Below are 13,898 nucleotides of genomic sequence, written 5' to 3'. Positions count from 1 at the left end.
AGAAAGCCGCGGGTCATTCAAAACGCCGGACAACCGGCATGGGGAGGTGAGTTTGGATAACGCGCAGCTGCTGATCAGCGGGCTGGCGAACGGGTGTGTCTATGGCCTGATCGCGCTGGGTTTTGTGCTGATTTACAAGGCAACCGAAGCAGTGAATTTCGCGCAGGGCGATTTCATGATGCTGGGCGCTTTTGTGACCATCGGCCTGACCAACACCGAATACATGGGCCTGCCCTTTTGGCTGGCCCTGCCGATCTCGCTGGGGATCATGGGGGCGCTGGGGTATCTGCTGGATCGTCTGATCATCCGCCGCCTGTTCGGAGAAAGTCAGACCGCCGTTGTCATCCTTACCATTGCACTGGGCTTTGTCATCCGGTTCGCGGCTGGTCTGATCTGGGGACACGAGCCGCAAACCCTGCAAAACCCATTGGCCGGGAAAGAGGTGCGGTTCGGCGGTTTGGTGCTGGGGATGGAGGACGTGGCGGTCATTGTTGTCACCGTCCTGCTGACCTGGGGTCTGTACGTCTTTTTCAGCCGGACCAAGCTGGGGCTGGCCATGCAAGGGGCGTCGCAAAATCAGTTGGCCGCCTATTACATGGGTGTCCCGGTCAAGCGCGTGCAGGGGTTCATCTGGGCGCTGGCGGGGGTGGTCGCGGGTATCGCCGGCATTCTGTTTGCGGCCAAAGGGTCGGTGGACCCGACCACCAGCCTGCTGGGGATCAAAGCCTTCGCCGCTGCGGTGATCGGCGGGTTCGGCAGCCTGCCCGGCGCGCTGGCGGGTGGTTTGATCGTCGGCGTCATCGAACCTTTTGCCAGCCGGTACATTGCAGCGGGGTACAGCCAGATCGCCCCCTATGCTCTGCTGCTGGCCGTTTTGATTTTCCGACCAAACGGGCTGTTCAGTCAGGTCCGGGTCAAGAAAGTCTGAGTCATGCGGATCGTTTTCAAAACCAACTACATGCAGGATATCCGCCCGTGGAAAGATCGGTATCAGCTGAGCCTGTATCTGATCCTTTTGGGAGGCGCCGCCGCCGCGCCATGGTGGCTGGATGCGTTCTATCTGGGCGAGTTGACCAATGTGCTGATCTGGGCGATCGCCGGTATGGGGCTGATGATCCTGACCGGGCATACGGGCCAGGTGAGTCTGGGTCATGCCGCATTTCTGGCCTTCGGTTGCTATGCCAACGTGATCCTGATCGAGGCGGGGGTGCCGTTTCTGATCGCCTTTCCGCTGGCCGGTGTCCTGACCGGGATCGCCGGCGTAACCGTGGCCATCCCTGCCCTGCGCCTGCACGGCATTTACCTGGCGATCTTCACCATGGCCCTGTCCATTCTGATGGATGACGTCATCGTGCTGGCCGAGCCGCTGACAGGCGGTGTGGCGGGTAAATATCTTGGCGGCGTCGAAATCTTCGGCCACCTTGTTGACCGCTGGGCGACGCCGGATGAGTTCTTCTGGCTGGTGCTGGCTGTCGCCGTATTGGTGGCGCTTGGCTATATCAACCTGCTGCGTGCACCGCTGGGCCGCAGCTTCATCGCCGTGCGCGATTCCGAGGTTTCAGCGCAGGCAATGGGCATCGACATTGCCAGAACCAAAACCGTGTCCTTTGCCCTGTCCTGCGCCGTGACCGGCTGGGCCGGTGCCCTGATGGGAATGTATGCCGGGGCTTTCAACAACGAGACGTTCAGCGTTCTGATCTCGATCCAGTTGCTGATGATGATCGTGATCGGCGGGCTGGGGTCGATCCATGGCGCGTTCCTGGGCGCCATCGTGATTGGATTTCTGCCGCAGTTCCTTTCGATCTCAAAGGAATATGTCGGCGCCATTTTCGGCGGCAACACCGTCGCCATTCCCGGCCTCGAGTTTGGTATCTTCGGCATGATCCTGATCGCCTTTATCCTGTTCGAACCGATGGGTATGTATGGCCGCTGGCTGAAAATTCGCACCTGGTTCGAACTGTTCCCGTTCTACCGCAAGGACATGTTCAAACGACAGAAATCCTATCTCAAGACGGAGCGTCTGAGATGAGCCTGCTGGAGTTCGAGAATGTCACGCTCAAGTTCGGCGGCCTGACGGCGGTGGACAATCTGTCCTTTGAGGTCGAGGACGGTGAGGTTTTTGCCATTGTCGGCCCCAACGGTGCGGGCAAATCGACCGTGTTCAACCTGATCTCGCGGTTTTACGATCCCCATACCGGGGCGATCCGGTTTGACGGGCATGACCTGTTGCAGGTGAAACCCTCGGGCGTGGCGGCCTATGGCGTGGCGCGCACGTTCCAGAACATCGAGCTTTTTGAGCATGCCACCGTCCTGCAAAACCTGCTGGTCGGGCGTCATCGGCATCGCAGGACCAACTTGATTTCGGAGATCCTGTTTACTCCGTCCGCGCGACGGCAGGAGTTGGACAACCGCGAAAAGGTCGAAGAAATCATCGACTTTCTGGATCTGCAGGCGTTTCGCGACAAGATGATCTCGGGTCTGCCGTACGGTGTGCGCAAAGTGGTCGAGGTAGCCCGGGCGCTGGCCACCGATCCCAAGCTGTTGCTGCTGGACGAACCCGCCTCTGGGTTGTCCGTCGAGGAAACCACGGACATGCGGTGGTGGATCGACGATATCCGGCGGCAGATGGGGATCACCGTTTTGATGGTCGAACATGACATGGGGTTGGTGTCCGGCGTGTCCGACCGGGTTCTGGCCATGGCCGACGGGGCCAAGCTGGCACTGGGCACCCCGGCCGAGGTGCAATCGCACCCTGCGGTGGTCGAGGCCTATCTGGGGAAAGCCTCATGAACGAACCGGTCCTGACAATCCGCAACGTCGAGAGCTTTTATGGACCGATCATGGCCATTCGCGGCGTCTCGCTCGATGTGTATCCCGGTCAGATTGTTTCGATTCTCGGAGCCAACGGGGCCGGCAAGACAACGCTGATGAAAACGGTGTCGGGCGTGATGGACCCGGAAAAGGGCAAGATCACCTTTGAAGGGCACGAGATTCAAGGTTCGGAACCTCATAAAGTCGTGCAGAAAGGGATCGTGCACGTTCCCGAGGGGCGCGAGGTCTTTCCCCTGCTGACGGTGAACGAAAATCTGAGCCTCGGGGCCTATACCTTGAAGGACAAGGCGCAGATCGAACGGGACCGCGAGCTTGTTTTTTCGTATTTCCCTGTTCTCAAAGACCGGCGTGCGCAAGAGGCAGGAACATTATCCGGTGGACAGCAACAAATGCTCGCCATCGGGCGCGGGCTCATGGCCAACCCAAAGATCATGTTGCTGGACGAACCCTCGCTTGGCCTGTCACCGCTTTTGGTGCAGGAGATATTTGGCATCCTCAAGCGCCTGAATGCCGAGCAGAACATGACGATGATGCTGGTCGAGCAAAACGCGCATGCGGCCCTGGAACTGGCCCATCATGGGTATGTGATGGAGGTCGGTCGCATTGTCATGGACGGGGCGGCGGACGTCCTGCTGCAATCCGAGGACATCCGGAACTTCTACCTCGGCGTTCAGGAAGAAGGTGCCCGAGAAAACCGCCGCTGGAAGCGGAAAAAGACGTGGAGGTGAACAGGATGGACAGCAGCCCCCTGCCCCCGCAAATCACGCTGAATGGCGTCCGGTTCAATGCAACGCCGGGACAGCGCCCGCTGCGCGTAGATGGGTGCCTGACAATCTGTGAGCTGTTCCAGAACCGCTGCGCGGAATTGGGGAGCCGAACGGCGCATCGCGAAAAAGACCTAGGTATCTGGAAATCCTATTCCTGGGCCGATTACTGGCAACATGCCAAGTGGATCGGTCTGGCCCTGCGCAAACTGGGAATGGAGCGGGGCGATGTGGTTTCGATCCTGTCCGAAGACCGCAAGGAATGGGCCTGGTTCGACATGGGCATACAGGGTGCGGGCGGGATCGCCTCGGGCGTCTACACCACCGACGCGGCCAGCCAGTTGCAGTACCTGATCAACGACAGCGGCAGCCGGTTTCTGATTGTCGAGGACGAAGAGCATCTGGACAAGTTTCTCGAGATCGAAAGCGAGGTTCCCGATCTGGTCAAGGTTATCATTCTGGAGGACGAAGGCCTGCACGACCTCGATCATCCCAGATGTATGATGATCGATGACCTCTACGCCTTGGGCAAACAGGCCGAGGCGGAAAGCCCGGGCCGGTTTGAAGAGGAAATTGCGCTGGCAAAACCGCAGGATACGGCGCTGCTGGTCTACACATCCGGAACCACGGGGCAGCCCAAGGGCGCGATGCTGAGCCATGAAAACATCCTTGCGGCCATGGAATCCGGCGCACGATCCCTGCCGGTTTTCGCAAGCGATGAGCAACTGTGTTTTCTCCCGCTCTGTCACATTCTGGAACGCGATGTCTCGGTCTATTTTCCGCTTGCGGCGAGGTGCACCGTGAATTTTGCGGAAAGCCCCGAGACGGTGTTTGCCAATTTGCAGGAGGTGTCGCCCACGACCTTCACAGCGGTGCCGCGTGTCTGGGAAAAGATCTATGCCCAGGTACAGATTCTGTCGCAGGACGCGACGCCGCTGGGGCGGTTGGCTTTTGGTTTAGCACTTAAAGCCGGGTTTGCGCGCGCGGGTTACCTGAACGCCGGAAGACCGGTCCCGGCTGGCGTCGCCGCCTGGTATTGGGTCTGGGACCATCTTGTTTTGAGGAACCTGCGGCGCATGCTGGGCATGGACCGGATGCGGCGGGGCGGCACGGGTGCGGCGCCAATCTCGACCGACCTGCTGCGGTGGTATTGGGCCATTGGTGTACCGCTGGTCGAGGGGTTCGGGATGACGGAAACTGCGGGTCTCGCATCGCTCAACACGACCGAAGACAACCGGATCGGGACAATTGGCCGGGCCGTCGCCGGGAATGACATCCGCATATCCGAGGATGGCGAGATCCAGTTGAAGGGCCTGAATGTCTTTCAGGGTTATTGGCGCAACAATGCAAAAACCGCTGACGCCTTTACATCGGATGGCTGGCTGCGCACCGGGGATATGGGACATATTGACGAGGACGGTTACATTACCATTACGGGTCGTCTGAAGGACATCATCATCACGGCAGGCGGTAAAAACATCACTCCCGCCGAGATAGAAAGTCGCCTGAAGTTCAGCCATTACATTTCGGACGCCGTGATCGTCGGGGATCGGCGCAAATACCTGACGGCTCTGATTATGATCGACCAGGAGAATGTCGAGAAACTGGCCCAGGACAGAAAGATACCGTTCTCAGATTTTGCCTCACTCTGCGCGGCGCCTGATATCAAGGACCTGATCGCGGCCGAAGTCGACGCCGTGAATGCCGAGTTTGCGCGCGTGGAACAGATCAAGGATTTCCGGCTGATCGACGTTCTGCTGACCGCTGAAGATGACGAGTTGACCGCGACGATGAAACTGAAACGCGGATTGGTCGAAAAGAAACACGGACATCTCATTGAAGACATGTACAATTAGACTTGGGACAAATTGGGAGGAGAAAGATGAACAACATACTCACACGGTTGGCTGCAGCCACTGCTTTGACGGCATCGGCGACGCTTGGCTGGGCTGAAACCCAAGGGGTCACCGATGACGAGATCGTGCTTGGAGCGGTCAACGATCTGAGCGGCATTTTTGCTGCCGTCGGAGTACCAGCCACCAAGGGCGCAAATGTGGTGTTTGACCGGGTGAATGCTACTGGCGGCGTGCACGGCCGAACCATTCGTTATGTTGTTGAGGATAATGGCTATCAAATGCCGCGCGCGATGCAGGGCTATAACAAGCTGCTGAACCGCGACAAGGTTTTTGCCATGATGCAGTCGCTTGGCACGCCGATGAATCTGGCCGGGTTCAAGCTGCTGGATCCCAAAGGCATCCCAAACGTCGCGCCTTTGACCGCGGCCCGTCAGATGCTGCAGGAACCTGTGAGGAACAAGTTCACCTCTTTTTCGACCTATTATGATCAGGCGCGGGTGGGCGTGAAATACCTGGCTGGAGAATTCGGATCGCAGGCCGTTTGTACCATGTATCTGCCAACGGATTTTGGCGAAGAGATCCTTGAGGGAAGCCAGACAGGTGCCGAGGAAGCCGGTATTTCCTTTGTCGCAGAGACCACGCACAAGCCGGACGAAACAGATTTCGTCGGATCGCTGAGCAAGCTCAAGGAAGAAGGCTGTGACATCGTCACGATTGCGTTGGGCGTCCGTCAGGCCATCACCGTCGTCGGCACAGCAAAGAAAATGGGGCTTGAGGACATGAAGTTCCTGGGCACATCCGCCAGCTTTCTGACCGTGGTTGCACAGGTCCCGGGTGGTGTGACCGATGGCTTTTATGCGGCTGCCTCGTGGCAGGACCTGTGGGCACGCGCCGACGAGCCCGTCCCAGCAGCCTTTATCGAGGAATACAAGGCCGCAACCGGTGAAGACCCGGTTGGGTTTTCGATGTTGGGCTATGCCGCCGCCGAGATGATGGTCAAAGCCTTGGAGGCTGCCGGTCCTGACCTGACCCATGACAGCTTTATCGCGGCAATGGAGTCCCTTGATTATCAGGACGAGTTGGTTGGCAACCACATCACCTATGGTCCCGATGATCACCAGGGGGCCGATACCGTCTTTGTCAACGTCGTGGAAAACGGCGCCTGGAACCTGGTCTACGAAGAGTAACCAGCCCTCTCTCCCGACCGAAGGGGGCTGCGGCCCCTTTCGGATGCTTCAGAGTTTTAATATCTTTTTCAATCGCTTCCGCAATGATCGGGGTTTGGGGCGCGCATAGATCTGGGCCGGTGTCAGATCTGCATAGCCCCCATGATCGATCACGCGAAAGTTGCCGGGTGCGTTCACAATCAGAAACTGATTGAACGGCAATGTGTAGATCGGCAGCCCCCGAGCCTCGCAAAAGTAAATCGCATATGGGAAGACTTCGCTGGGGCTGAAGTCTTCGTCATGTTGCCAGATTGTCCTGGTGAAATCGTCGCCACCGATAAAGCCATTCTCTTTGATCTTGGGCAGCATCGAGAACAGGTCGATGGTGATTCCGCGCAACGTGTGGTCGCCGTCGACATAGGCAAAATCCAGTGATCGATCCGGAATCTGCGTTTGCGCGTTACGGGTTGTATTGCGGATTTCGAACACCTTGTCCTGAAACGGTTTGACGCGGTTCAGTGCCTCTGTCCGGATCTCTTCGAATTCGATGTCCGACTTGTTTGCCGGCTTGTTCCAGTCCGGCAGGTTTCGCCACGGGTCAATAAGCGTATAGCGTTCGATGTCCGGGATTTGAGACAACAGGGTTTCGGCAAACTGGCCCTTCCACACCCCCACCTCACATAGTGACCTGCACTTCAGAGCCGTGATCAGATTGACCCAAAACTGGTGCCGGTCTGCACTGGTGCGTATGGCCTGTTCGACAATCCCGTCAACTGTGTCTGCGCGCATGGAGACTCCAATATCTGTACGGCCCGGAGCCGCGGCTTTGGTGAAAGATTATTCGTGTTTGGCTAACCGGCGCCGGATCGTCCTGCACTGCCTGCTATTCTACCGGCATTCGATTGTGGGTTTGAAAAAATCTCCGGAGGTGGCGTCTTGTTGCTCACCCAGAATGCAAAAAGGGCGCCCGTGGAAACGGACGCCCCGAATTCTGTGCTCCAGAAGCGAAAAGAGATTAACGCTTCGAGAACTGGAACGAACGACGCGCTTTGCGCTTTCCGTATTTCTTACGTTCCACAACGCGGCTGTCGCGGGTCAGGAAGCCAGCGGCTTTCAATGCGCCACGCAGCGATGGATCGTACAGTTGCAGCGCTTTCGAGATGCCGTGCTTGACCGCACCGGCCTGACCGGTCAGGCCACCGCCCTTGACGGTTGCGACAACGTCGAACTCACCTTCCACGCCGGCAACCTGGAACGGCTGGCGCAGGATCAGCTGCAGAACGGGACGTGCAAAATACGTGTCCTGGTCCTTGCCGTTCACGGTGACCTTGCCGGAACCCGGCTTGATCCAGACACGGGCAACAGCGTCTTTACGCTTGCCGGTGGCATAGGAGCGGCCCAGTTCGTCGCGCACGGGCTCACGTGCAACAACTTCTTCGGCCACGGTTTCAACGCCTGCGACGGCGCTCAGCTCTTCGAGAGTATTGATCTGATCAGCCATCGGTCATTAGCTCCGGGTGTTTTTCTTGTTCATGGATGCAACATCCAGAACTTCGGGCGCTTGCGCCTCATGGGGATGCTCGGCACCGGCGTAAACGCGCAGGTTGGTCATCTGCTTGCGCGCCAGACGGTTGCCCGGCAGCATGCGCTTGACCGCCTGGGTCACGACGCGCTCGGGGTGTGCACCCTCGAGGATCTGCTGCTTGGTGCGCGACTTGATGCCGCCCGGGTGGCCCGTGTGCCAGTAGAAGTTCTCGTCGCGCTTCTTGCCGGTCATCTGGATCTTGTCAGCGTTGATCACGATGACATTGTCGCCCATGTCCATGTTCGGGGTGAACGACGCTTTGTGCTTGCCACGCAGGCGCATGGCGACGATCGAGGCAAGACGGCCCAGAACAACGCCCTCGGCGTCGATCAGGATCCATTTCTTGTCGATGTCTGCAGGTGTTGCAGAAAAGGTTTTCATGGCAGGATAGTCCTGTTTGATGTGAAAGACCGCCCCAAGACAGAGCGGCCCGAATTCGATGCTGCGTATCTAGAGGGGCGGGAATGACACGTCAAGAACACAAAGCTTAATATAATTTAGCATTATCAATGCCTTATGAAATAGGTATTATTTTACCCCATAAAATCAGCCCAATTGGCCGATTGCAAAACAGCCTGCTACACTGGGCGCTATCGCGTGTTTCACAGTTGAGGGAGGCTCCAGTGCAAAACCTAAACCAGTTAATAGCCGATTACGGGTCTGCCTGGCAGGAAAGTGACGCGAACAAGCGGTCCGAACTCTTGAACCGTTGCTTTGCAGCGCAGGGCCGGTATGTGGATCCGACGGCCGCAGTGGCGGGGCGCGAGGATCTGTGCGCACATATCGGTGAGGTATTGGAAGGCTCCCGCGGGCGTGTTGAAATCACCAGCGCTCCGGTGTCTCACCACGATGTGGTGCATTTCACCTGGCATATGGTGCGAGCCGACGGGTCCAAAATGGTGGATGGCCACGATTTTGCTCGGCTCGATGCGGACGGAAAGATCGAATATCTGGCGGGTTTCTTTGGCAGCCCCGAGCCACTGACCTGATGGGTCAGACGCTGATCTGCTCGGGCGGGTTGTCCAGCAAGGTACGCAGGCGCATCATCGCCTCTTCAAATCGACTGAGGGATACGTGCCCGTTCATGGCAATCCGCACGGCATTTGGGGCGCGCCCGTCCCGCAGCGCAAACTCATCTGCGGACCGAAGCTGTATCCCCTCACGTTCCGCCGCACGGCTGAACGCCGCCGACCGCCAGCCGGACGGCAGGTTGAGCCAGACAAACGGCACCTCCGACGCCCAATTCAGGTCGAACCCACCCAGCGCGTTGACCGTGACCCGGACATACTCGCCCATCCGCGAGCGCACATCCTTGGCAATCTGCCGCGTTCGAGGATCGGACAACAGAAGCCGGGTCAGTTCCGCAAGGGGCTGTGCCAGGCCGAAATAGCCGTATTCCGCCGAACGCCGCAGGTCCACGCTGCGCTCTTTGGGCGCAATTGCGAATCCCACCCTTAAGGCCGGTGTCAGGGTTTTAGAAATCGAAGACACATGCCATCCCCGCTCGGGCGCCAATGCGCGATAGCTGGGTTCGCGGGCATCGCCCATCCGGTAACAGTCGTCTTCGACAATCTGCACATCGTAACGACGCGCGATTTCGACAATCTCTTTTCGACGCTCCAGCGGCGTATGGAACCCGGTCGGGTTCTGCACTTCGGGTGAGACACAGACGGCCTGCGCCGGGGTCTGGCGCAGCACATGGTCCATCGCACCCGGATCGATGCCCCACTTGTCCATTTTGATGCCGACGACGTCAGCGCGCATAAGCTCCCCCGCCCGTCGAAAGCCCGCGTAAGACAGGTCCTCGACCAGAACAACCGGCTTGGCACCGTGCAAAATTGTCTGGAATACAAGACACAGGCCATTCTGACCGCCATGTGTCAGGACAACGTCGTCATGGGTGAGCGGACCCAGCGGCAGGTCGGACAGCCAGTCCACAACGGCGCTGCGCATTGGTTTGTACGCGTCCCGGGTCGGGTAATTCATGAACAGGCGGGGGTCTGATTTCGCAACCTTCTGCAGACATTCCCGGATCAGGGCCACCTGCCCCACATCCGGCAACCGAGGGCTGAAGAGGCTGACATGTTTGTCATTCCTTGCTTCGGCCAGATGCAATTGTCTGGACCAGACATCGTCCAGAATCGGGGATTTTGGAGGGGCGACAAATGTACCACGCCCGACCTCGGCTTGTAACAATCCTTCGTCGGTGAGAATCGTATAGGCCCGCGCGACGGTGCCCGGCGTGATTTGTAACCGATAGGCAAGATCCCGCACCGGTGGCAGTTTCACGCCAATCTCCAGTGTTTTGTTTTCAATAGCTTTTCGTATTGTGTCAGCGACCAGCGTGTATTTTGGTCCCTTGGACTTCGGCAGCGTTTCCGGCCAAATTGTATCCATTACAATTCTTCCTTTGCTTTTGACACAATTTCGAATGTATCAAACACATATACCGAACATTTATGCTTTGTGTCAATACAATTTGAAAGGACTACTGAGATGACACGCGCAATGCACAACCCCGCCCTTATGCTGCTGAACGACAGTCCCCGACTGCCGCTGATCGCCGCGCTGGCCGTGCGGTTTGCGGCGGCTGTCACACAATGGGAACGCCGTCGTCGCAGTCGCATCAATCTGGGAAAGCTGGATGACAGACTGCTCGAGGATGTGGGTTTGACCCCGCATCAAGCCCAACGCGAAGTCAAACGTTATTTCTGGCTGAGTTAAGACATCCCCAGTCCCATTTTGGGACCTCTTCCCTGGCCGGGGCTTGTCCCCGGCCTTTTTTCATCCAAAACTGGCTGCTGCGGACCCTTCGGGGGGTATGGAATAGGTCATACTGGCCCGCGCGACCGGATCGTCCGAGCCTTCGGAATACAAAAGCACATCCCCAACAGCCAGAGTTCTGCCGAGTTTCAAAAGTCGGCATTTGGCCAGCATATCGGCCGCACCTTTGGGTTTTCGCAGGAAATCCAGCGAACTGCTGGTTGTGACGGCCAGCGACTGTCGCCCTTTGCGCGCCAGAACCATGGCATAGACGCAGACATCCGCCAGCCCGAACATCGACGGACCGGACACTGTTCCGCCGGGTCTGAGATGACGATCTTCGACGACCAGACGAACGGTTATGGTGTCTTCGGTCAGGTCCTCAACAACAAAATCCTTGTGCACCTGTGGAAATACCTCGGTCAGGTATTGTGACAGTTCGTCCTTGTTCATCGCCAAAGCCATGCTTCCCCTCCTTCACGTCCCGGCCTAGAGTTGGCCCGACAGCCAGCAGGAGGGCAAGATGGCAATTTTGGAACGTAACGACACAGGCGCCGTCGCGCAGCTGAAACTGAATGCGCCGGATCGGCTAAATGCCCTCAGCGACGAGATGCTGGCCGCGTTGCAGACGGAACTGGACGCGCTGCGTGAAGACGACAGGATTCGCGCCGTAACCCTGTCGGGTTCCGGCAAAGCCTTTTGCGCGGGCCACGATCTCAAGCAGATGACGGCGGGACGGCAGTCCGAGGATGGCGGTCAGGCGTATTTTCAGGATCTGTTTGCCCGCTGCGCCAAAATGATGATGTCCATCCAGTCCCTGCCCCAACCCGTCATCGCACAGGTCCACGGTATTGCCACGGCCGCCGGATGCCAGTTGGTTGCCACATGTGATCTGGCAGTGGCCGCCGAAGGCACCCGGTTTGGGGTCAACGGCGTGAATATCGGGCTGTTTTGCTCGACCCCGATGGTCGCGCTCAGCCGGAATATCCCGCGAAAACATGCCTTTGAGATGCTGACGACAGGTGATTTCATTTCAGCAGAGCGGGCCGCCGAACTGGGTCTGGTCAACCGTGTCGTGCCGGAGATGCTGCTGGAGCACGAAACGATCTCGCTGGCGGAACAGCTTGCGACAAAGCTCGGGACCGCGGTCAAGATTGGGAAAAAGGCGTTTTATCAACAGCTTGAGATGCCATTGGGGCAGGCCTATGACTATACGGGCGACGTAATGGCACAGAATATGCTGCATCGGGACACCGAGGAAGGGATTTCCGCCTTTATCGAAAAACGCCCGCCAAATTGGACCCAATAACGCAATTGTCAGCTACGATTTTCGTCACTGTTCGCATTTTTGCACTTTTCAAAAGGGCCACACTGTGGCAATGGTGGGACGAGGCTGAGGTCTCGGATACACTTTTGGGTCGCCGTGGGCGGAAGGTCCCTCCAAGCTGGTCTCTCTCACCGGCGCAGACATTCCCGCAGCGGCGACCCCAAGACTCCCACCCTGAAAAAGCATCGATTCGCCTTGCTCACTTGAGTTGCGTCGGCCTGTGCTCTGCCCTATGTGGCAGCGCATGACACAAGTTTTGCATATCGTCGGCGGCGGCATGGCCGGCTCCGAAGCTGCCTGGCAGGCCGCTGAAATGGGCGTGAATGTCGTGATTCACGAAATGCGACCCAAAATTGGCACATTTGCGCACCAGACCGGCAACCTGGCCGAGATGGTGTGTTCAAATTCCTTCCGGTCCGATGATGATGAACAGAACGCCGTCGGCCTGCTGCATTGGGAGATGCGCGCCGCCAACGGTCTGATCATGACGACGGCAGACGCCCATCGCCTGCCCGCAGGTGGTGCACTGGCCGTCGACCGGGACCCGTTTGCCGAAGACGTCACGTCCAGATTGCGTGCACACCCCCGCGTCACGGTCACGGATGAAGAGGTCACCGCCCTGCCCGATCAAGGTCACTGGATCTTTGCGACGGGCCCCTTGACCTCACCGGCGCTGGGGGATGCGATCCGGGCTGAAACCGGATCGGACGCGCTGGCGTTTTTCGACGCCATCGCACCCATTGTCTACGCAGACAGCATTGACATGGGCCGGGCCTGGATGCAGTCGCGCTATGACAAGGGCGAGACCGAGGAAGAGCGGACCGCCTATCTCAACTGCCCAATGGATCGCGATCAGTATGAGGCGTTCATCGATGCCCTGCTGGCGGCGGACAAGACCGAATTCCACGAAGGCGAAACAGCCGGGTATTTCGACGGTTGCCTGCCGATCGAGGTCATGTCTGAACGCGGCCGTGAAACCCTGCGCCACGGGCCGATGAAGCCGGTCGGGCTGACCAATCCGCACCAGCCGGATATCAAGCCGCACGCAGTGGTCCAGTTGCGCCGCGACAACGCCCTGGGAACGCTGTTCAACATCGTGGGCTTTCAAACCAAGATGAAATACGGCGCACAAACCGAGGTGTTTCGGATGATCCCCGGTCTGGAAAACGCCAGCTTTGCCCGGTTGGGCGGTATCCATCGCAACACGTTTATCAATTCGCCCACTCTGCTGGATGCGCAGATGCGCTTGAAGTCAAAGCCCAATATCCGGTTTGCCGGTCAGATCACCGGTGTCGAAGGCTATGTCGAAAGCGCGGCCATGGGGTTGTTGGCAGGACGTCTGGCGGCAGCCGAGATACTGGGGATTTCGTTGCCCGATGTGCCGCAGGACAGCGCCATGGGCGCCCTGATCCATCACATCACCGGCGGTGCCGAGGCGAAAACCTTTCAGCCGATGAATGTGAATTTTGGCCTGTTCCGCCCTGTGGACGGTCTGAAAGGCGGGCGTCGGGGGCGCAAGGATCGATACAAGGCGTACACAGATCGGGCCAAGGCGGAATGGACCAGCTGGTTGGCGGCAAGCTGACTGGACGCGGCACGCCTCCT

Annotated in this window: 14 protein-coding genes and 1 pseudogene; 10 read left to right on the top strand and 5 right to left on the bottom strand. The window is 58.3% G+C overall.

The genetic code is table 11. The features are described 5' to 3' along the window. Positions 1–52: 52 nt before the first annotated feature. Genes ACR3E0_RS11150 through ACR3E0_RS11125 form a run of 6 tightly spaced genes read left to right on the top strand, consistent with a single transcriptional unit; the run spans position 53 to position 6,639 of the window. A complete protein-coding gene (locus tag ACR3E0_RS11150) occupies positions 53–928 on the top strand; it encodes a branched-chain amino acid ABC transporter permease (RefSeq protein WP_480478838.1) in 876 nt (291 codons plus the stop codon). A 3-nt stretch (positions 929–931) separates the two neighbouring features. Beyond that, positions 932–2,029 carry a branched-chain amino acid ABC transporter permease gene (locus ACR3E0_RS11145; protein ID WP_480478837.1) on the top strand — a complete coding sequence of 366 codons (1,098 nt, stop codon included), beginning with the start codon at positions 932–934 and terminating at the stop codon, positions 2,027–2,029. Next, a complete protein-coding gene (locus ACR3E0_RS11140) occupies positions 2,026–2,790 on the top strand; it encodes an ABC transporter ATP-binding protein (RefSeq protein WP_480478836.1) in 765 nt (254 codons plus the stop codon). Before ACR3E0_RS11145 ends, ACR3E0_RS11140 begins: the two co-directional genes overlap by 4 nt. Beyond that, positions 2,787–3,560, top strand: a complete 774-nt coding sequence (locus ACR3E0_RS11135) for an ABC transporter ATP-binding protein (protein WP_480478835.1) — start codon at positions 2,787–2,789, stop codon at positions 3,558–3,560. Before ACR3E0_RS11140 ends, ACR3E0_RS11135 begins: the two co-directional genes overlap by 4 nt. 5 nt (positions 3,561–3,565) lie before the next feature. After that, complete coding sequence (locus ACR3E0_RS11130) at positions 3,566–5,452, top strand: AMP-dependent synthetase/ligase (protein WP_480478834.1); 1,887 nt, start codon at positions 3,566–3,568, stop codon at positions 5,450–5,452. Between the two features lie 26 nt (positions 5,453–5,478). Continuing rightward, a complete protein-coding gene (locus ACR3E0_RS11125) occupies positions 5,479–6,639 on the top strand; it encodes an ABC transporter substrate-binding protein (RefSeq protein WP_480478833.1) in 1,161 nt (386 codons plus the stop codon). A gap of 48 nt (positions 6,640–6,687) precedes the next feature. On the opposite strand, the gene ACR3E0_RS11120 is transcribed toward ACR3E0_RS11125, so the two are convergent. From ACR3E0_RS11120 to rplM, 3 genes are all read right to left on the bottom strand, one after another. Continuing rightward, positions 6,688–7,407 carry a class I SAM-dependent methyltransferase gene (locus ACR3E0_RS11120; RefSeq protein WP_480478832.1) on the bottom strand — a complete coding sequence of 240 codons (720 nt, stop codon included), beginning with the start codon at positions 7,405–7,407 and terminating at the stop codon, positions 6,688–6,690. A gap of 226 nt (positions 7,408–7,633) precedes the next feature. Further along, the gene (gene rpsI / locus ACR3E0_RS11115) at positions 7,634–8,119 is read right to left on the bottom strand and encodes a 30S ribosomal protein S9 (RefSeq protein WP_480478831.1); all 486 of its coding nucleotides are present in this window, start codon (positions 8,117–8,119) and stop codon (positions 7,634–7,636) included. A gap of 6 nt (positions 8,120–8,125) precedes the next feature. After that, entirely contained in the window at positions 8,126–8,584 is a 459-nt protein-coding gene (gene rplM / locus ACR3E0_RS11110; RefSeq protein WP_039530611.1) for a 50S ribosomal protein L13, read from the bottom strand. Positions 8,585–8,826: 242 nt separating this feature from the next. On the opposite strand from rplM, the gene ACR3E0_RS11105 reads away from it, so the two are divergent. Next, on the top strand, positions 8,827–9,192 hold the full coding sequence (locus tag ACR3E0_RS11105; protein WP_480478830.1) for a nuclear transport factor 2 family protein: 366 nt from the start codon (positions 8,827–8,829) through the stop codon (positions 9,190–9,192). 4 nt (positions 9,193–9,196) lie between these two features. On the opposite strand, the gene ACR3E0_RS11100 is transcribed toward ACR3E0_RS11105, so the two are convergent. Beyond that, positions 9,197–10,600: an aminotransferase-like domain-containing protein gene (locus tag ACR3E0_RS11100; RefSeq protein WP_480478829.1), complete on the bottom strand. Its 1,404-nt coding sequence runs from the start codon at positions 10,598–10,600 to the stop codon at positions 9,197–9,199. Between the two features lie 99 nt (positions 10,601–10,699). On the opposite strand from ACR3E0_RS11100, the gene ACR3E0_RS11095 reads away from it, so the two are divergent. Further along, positions 10,700–10,927, top strand: a complete 228-nt coding sequence (locus ACR3E0_RS11095) for a DUF1127 domain-containing protein (protein WP_480478828.1) — start codon at positions 10,700–10,702, stop codon at positions 10,925–10,927. Positions 10,928–10,987: 60 nt separating this feature from the next. Here the strand turns inward: ACR3E0_RS11095 and ACR3E0_RS11090 are convergent, their stop codons facing one another. Continuing rightward, on the bottom strand, positions 10,988–11,431 hold the full coding sequence (locus tag ACR3E0_RS11090) for a PaaI family thioesterase (RefSeq protein WP_480478827.1): 444 nt from the start codon (positions 11,429–11,431) through the stop codon (positions 10,988–10,990). Between the two features lie 49 nt (positions 11,432–11,480). On the opposite strand from ACR3E0_RS11090, the pseudogene ACR3E0_RS11085 reads away from it, so the two are divergent. Together ACR3E0_RS11085 and trmFO are read left to right on the top strand one after the other, a co-directional pair. Further along, positions 11,481–12,275: pseudogene (locus ACR3E0_RS11085) on the top strand (enoyl-CoA hydratase); the annotation flags it as partial. Between the two features lie 262 nt (positions 12,276–12,537). Continuing rightward, positions 12,538–13,878: a methylenetetrahydrofolate--tRNA-(uracil(54)-C(5))-methyltransferase (FADH(2)-oxidizing) TrmFO gene (gene trmFO / locus ACR3E0_RS11080; RefSeq protein ID WP_480478826.1), complete on the top strand. Its 1,341-nt coding sequence runs from the start codon at positions 12,538–12,540 to the stop codon at positions 13,876–13,878. Positions 13,879–13,898: the final 20 nt, after the last annotated feature.

This window comes from Ruegeria sp. AJ12, from assembly GCF_056536245.1.
Note: the sequence above shows the minus strand (reverse complement) of the source record. Positions and strands in the feature narration are given on the sequence as shown.

Excerpts from the sequence above, each read along its gene's own strand:
- ACR3E0_RS11145 (WP_480478837.1), top strand. The coding sequence starts at position 932 with ATGCGGATCGTTTTCAAAACCAACTACATGCAGGATATCCGCCCGTGG.
- ACR3E0_RS11140 (WP_480478836.1), top strand. The coding sequence starts at position 2,026 with ATGAGCCTGCTGGAGTTCGAGAATGTCACGCTCAAGTTCGGCGGCCTG.
- ACR3E0_RS11135 (WP_480478835.1), top strand. The coding sequence starts at position 2,787 with ATGAACGAACCGGTCCTGACAATCCGCAACGTCGAGAGCTTTTATGGA.
- ACR3E0_RS11130 (WP_480478834.1), top strand. The coding sequence starts at position 3,566 with ATGGACAGCAGCCCCCTGCCCCCGCAAATCACGCTGAATGGCGTCCGG.
- ACR3E0_RS11125 (WP_480478833.1), top strand. The coding sequence starts at position 5,479 with ATGAACAACATACTCACACGGTTGGCTGCAGCCACTGCTTTGACGGCA.
- ACR3E0_RS11120 (WP_480478832.1), bottom strand. The coding sequence starts at position 7,407 with ATGCGCGCAGACACAGTTGACGGGATTGTCGAACAGGCCATACGCACC.
- rpsI (WP_480478831.1), bottom strand. The coding sequence starts at position 8,119 with ATGGCTGATCAGATCAATACTCTCGAAGAGCTGAGCGCCGTCGCAGGC.
- rplM (WP_039530611.1), bottom strand. The coding sequence starts at position 8,584 with ATGAAAACCTTTTCTGCAACACCTGCAGACATCGACAAGAAATGGATC.
- ACR3E0_RS11100 (WP_480478829.1), bottom strand. The coding sequence starts at position 10,600 with ATGGATACAATTTGGCCGGAAACGCTGCCGAAGTCCAAGGGACCAAAA.
- ACR3E0_RS11095 (WP_480478828.1), top strand. The coding sequence starts at position 10,700 with ATGACACGCGCAATGCACAACCCCGCCCTTATGCTGCTGAACGACAGT.
- ACR3E0_RS11090 (WP_480478827.1), bottom strand. The coding sequence starts at position 11,431 with ATGGCTTTGGCGATGAACAAGGACGAACTGTCACAATACCTGACCGAG.
- trmFO (WP_480478826.1), top strand. The coding sequence starts at position 12,538 with ATGACACAAGTTTTGCATATCGTCGGCGGCGGCATGGCCGGCTCCGAA.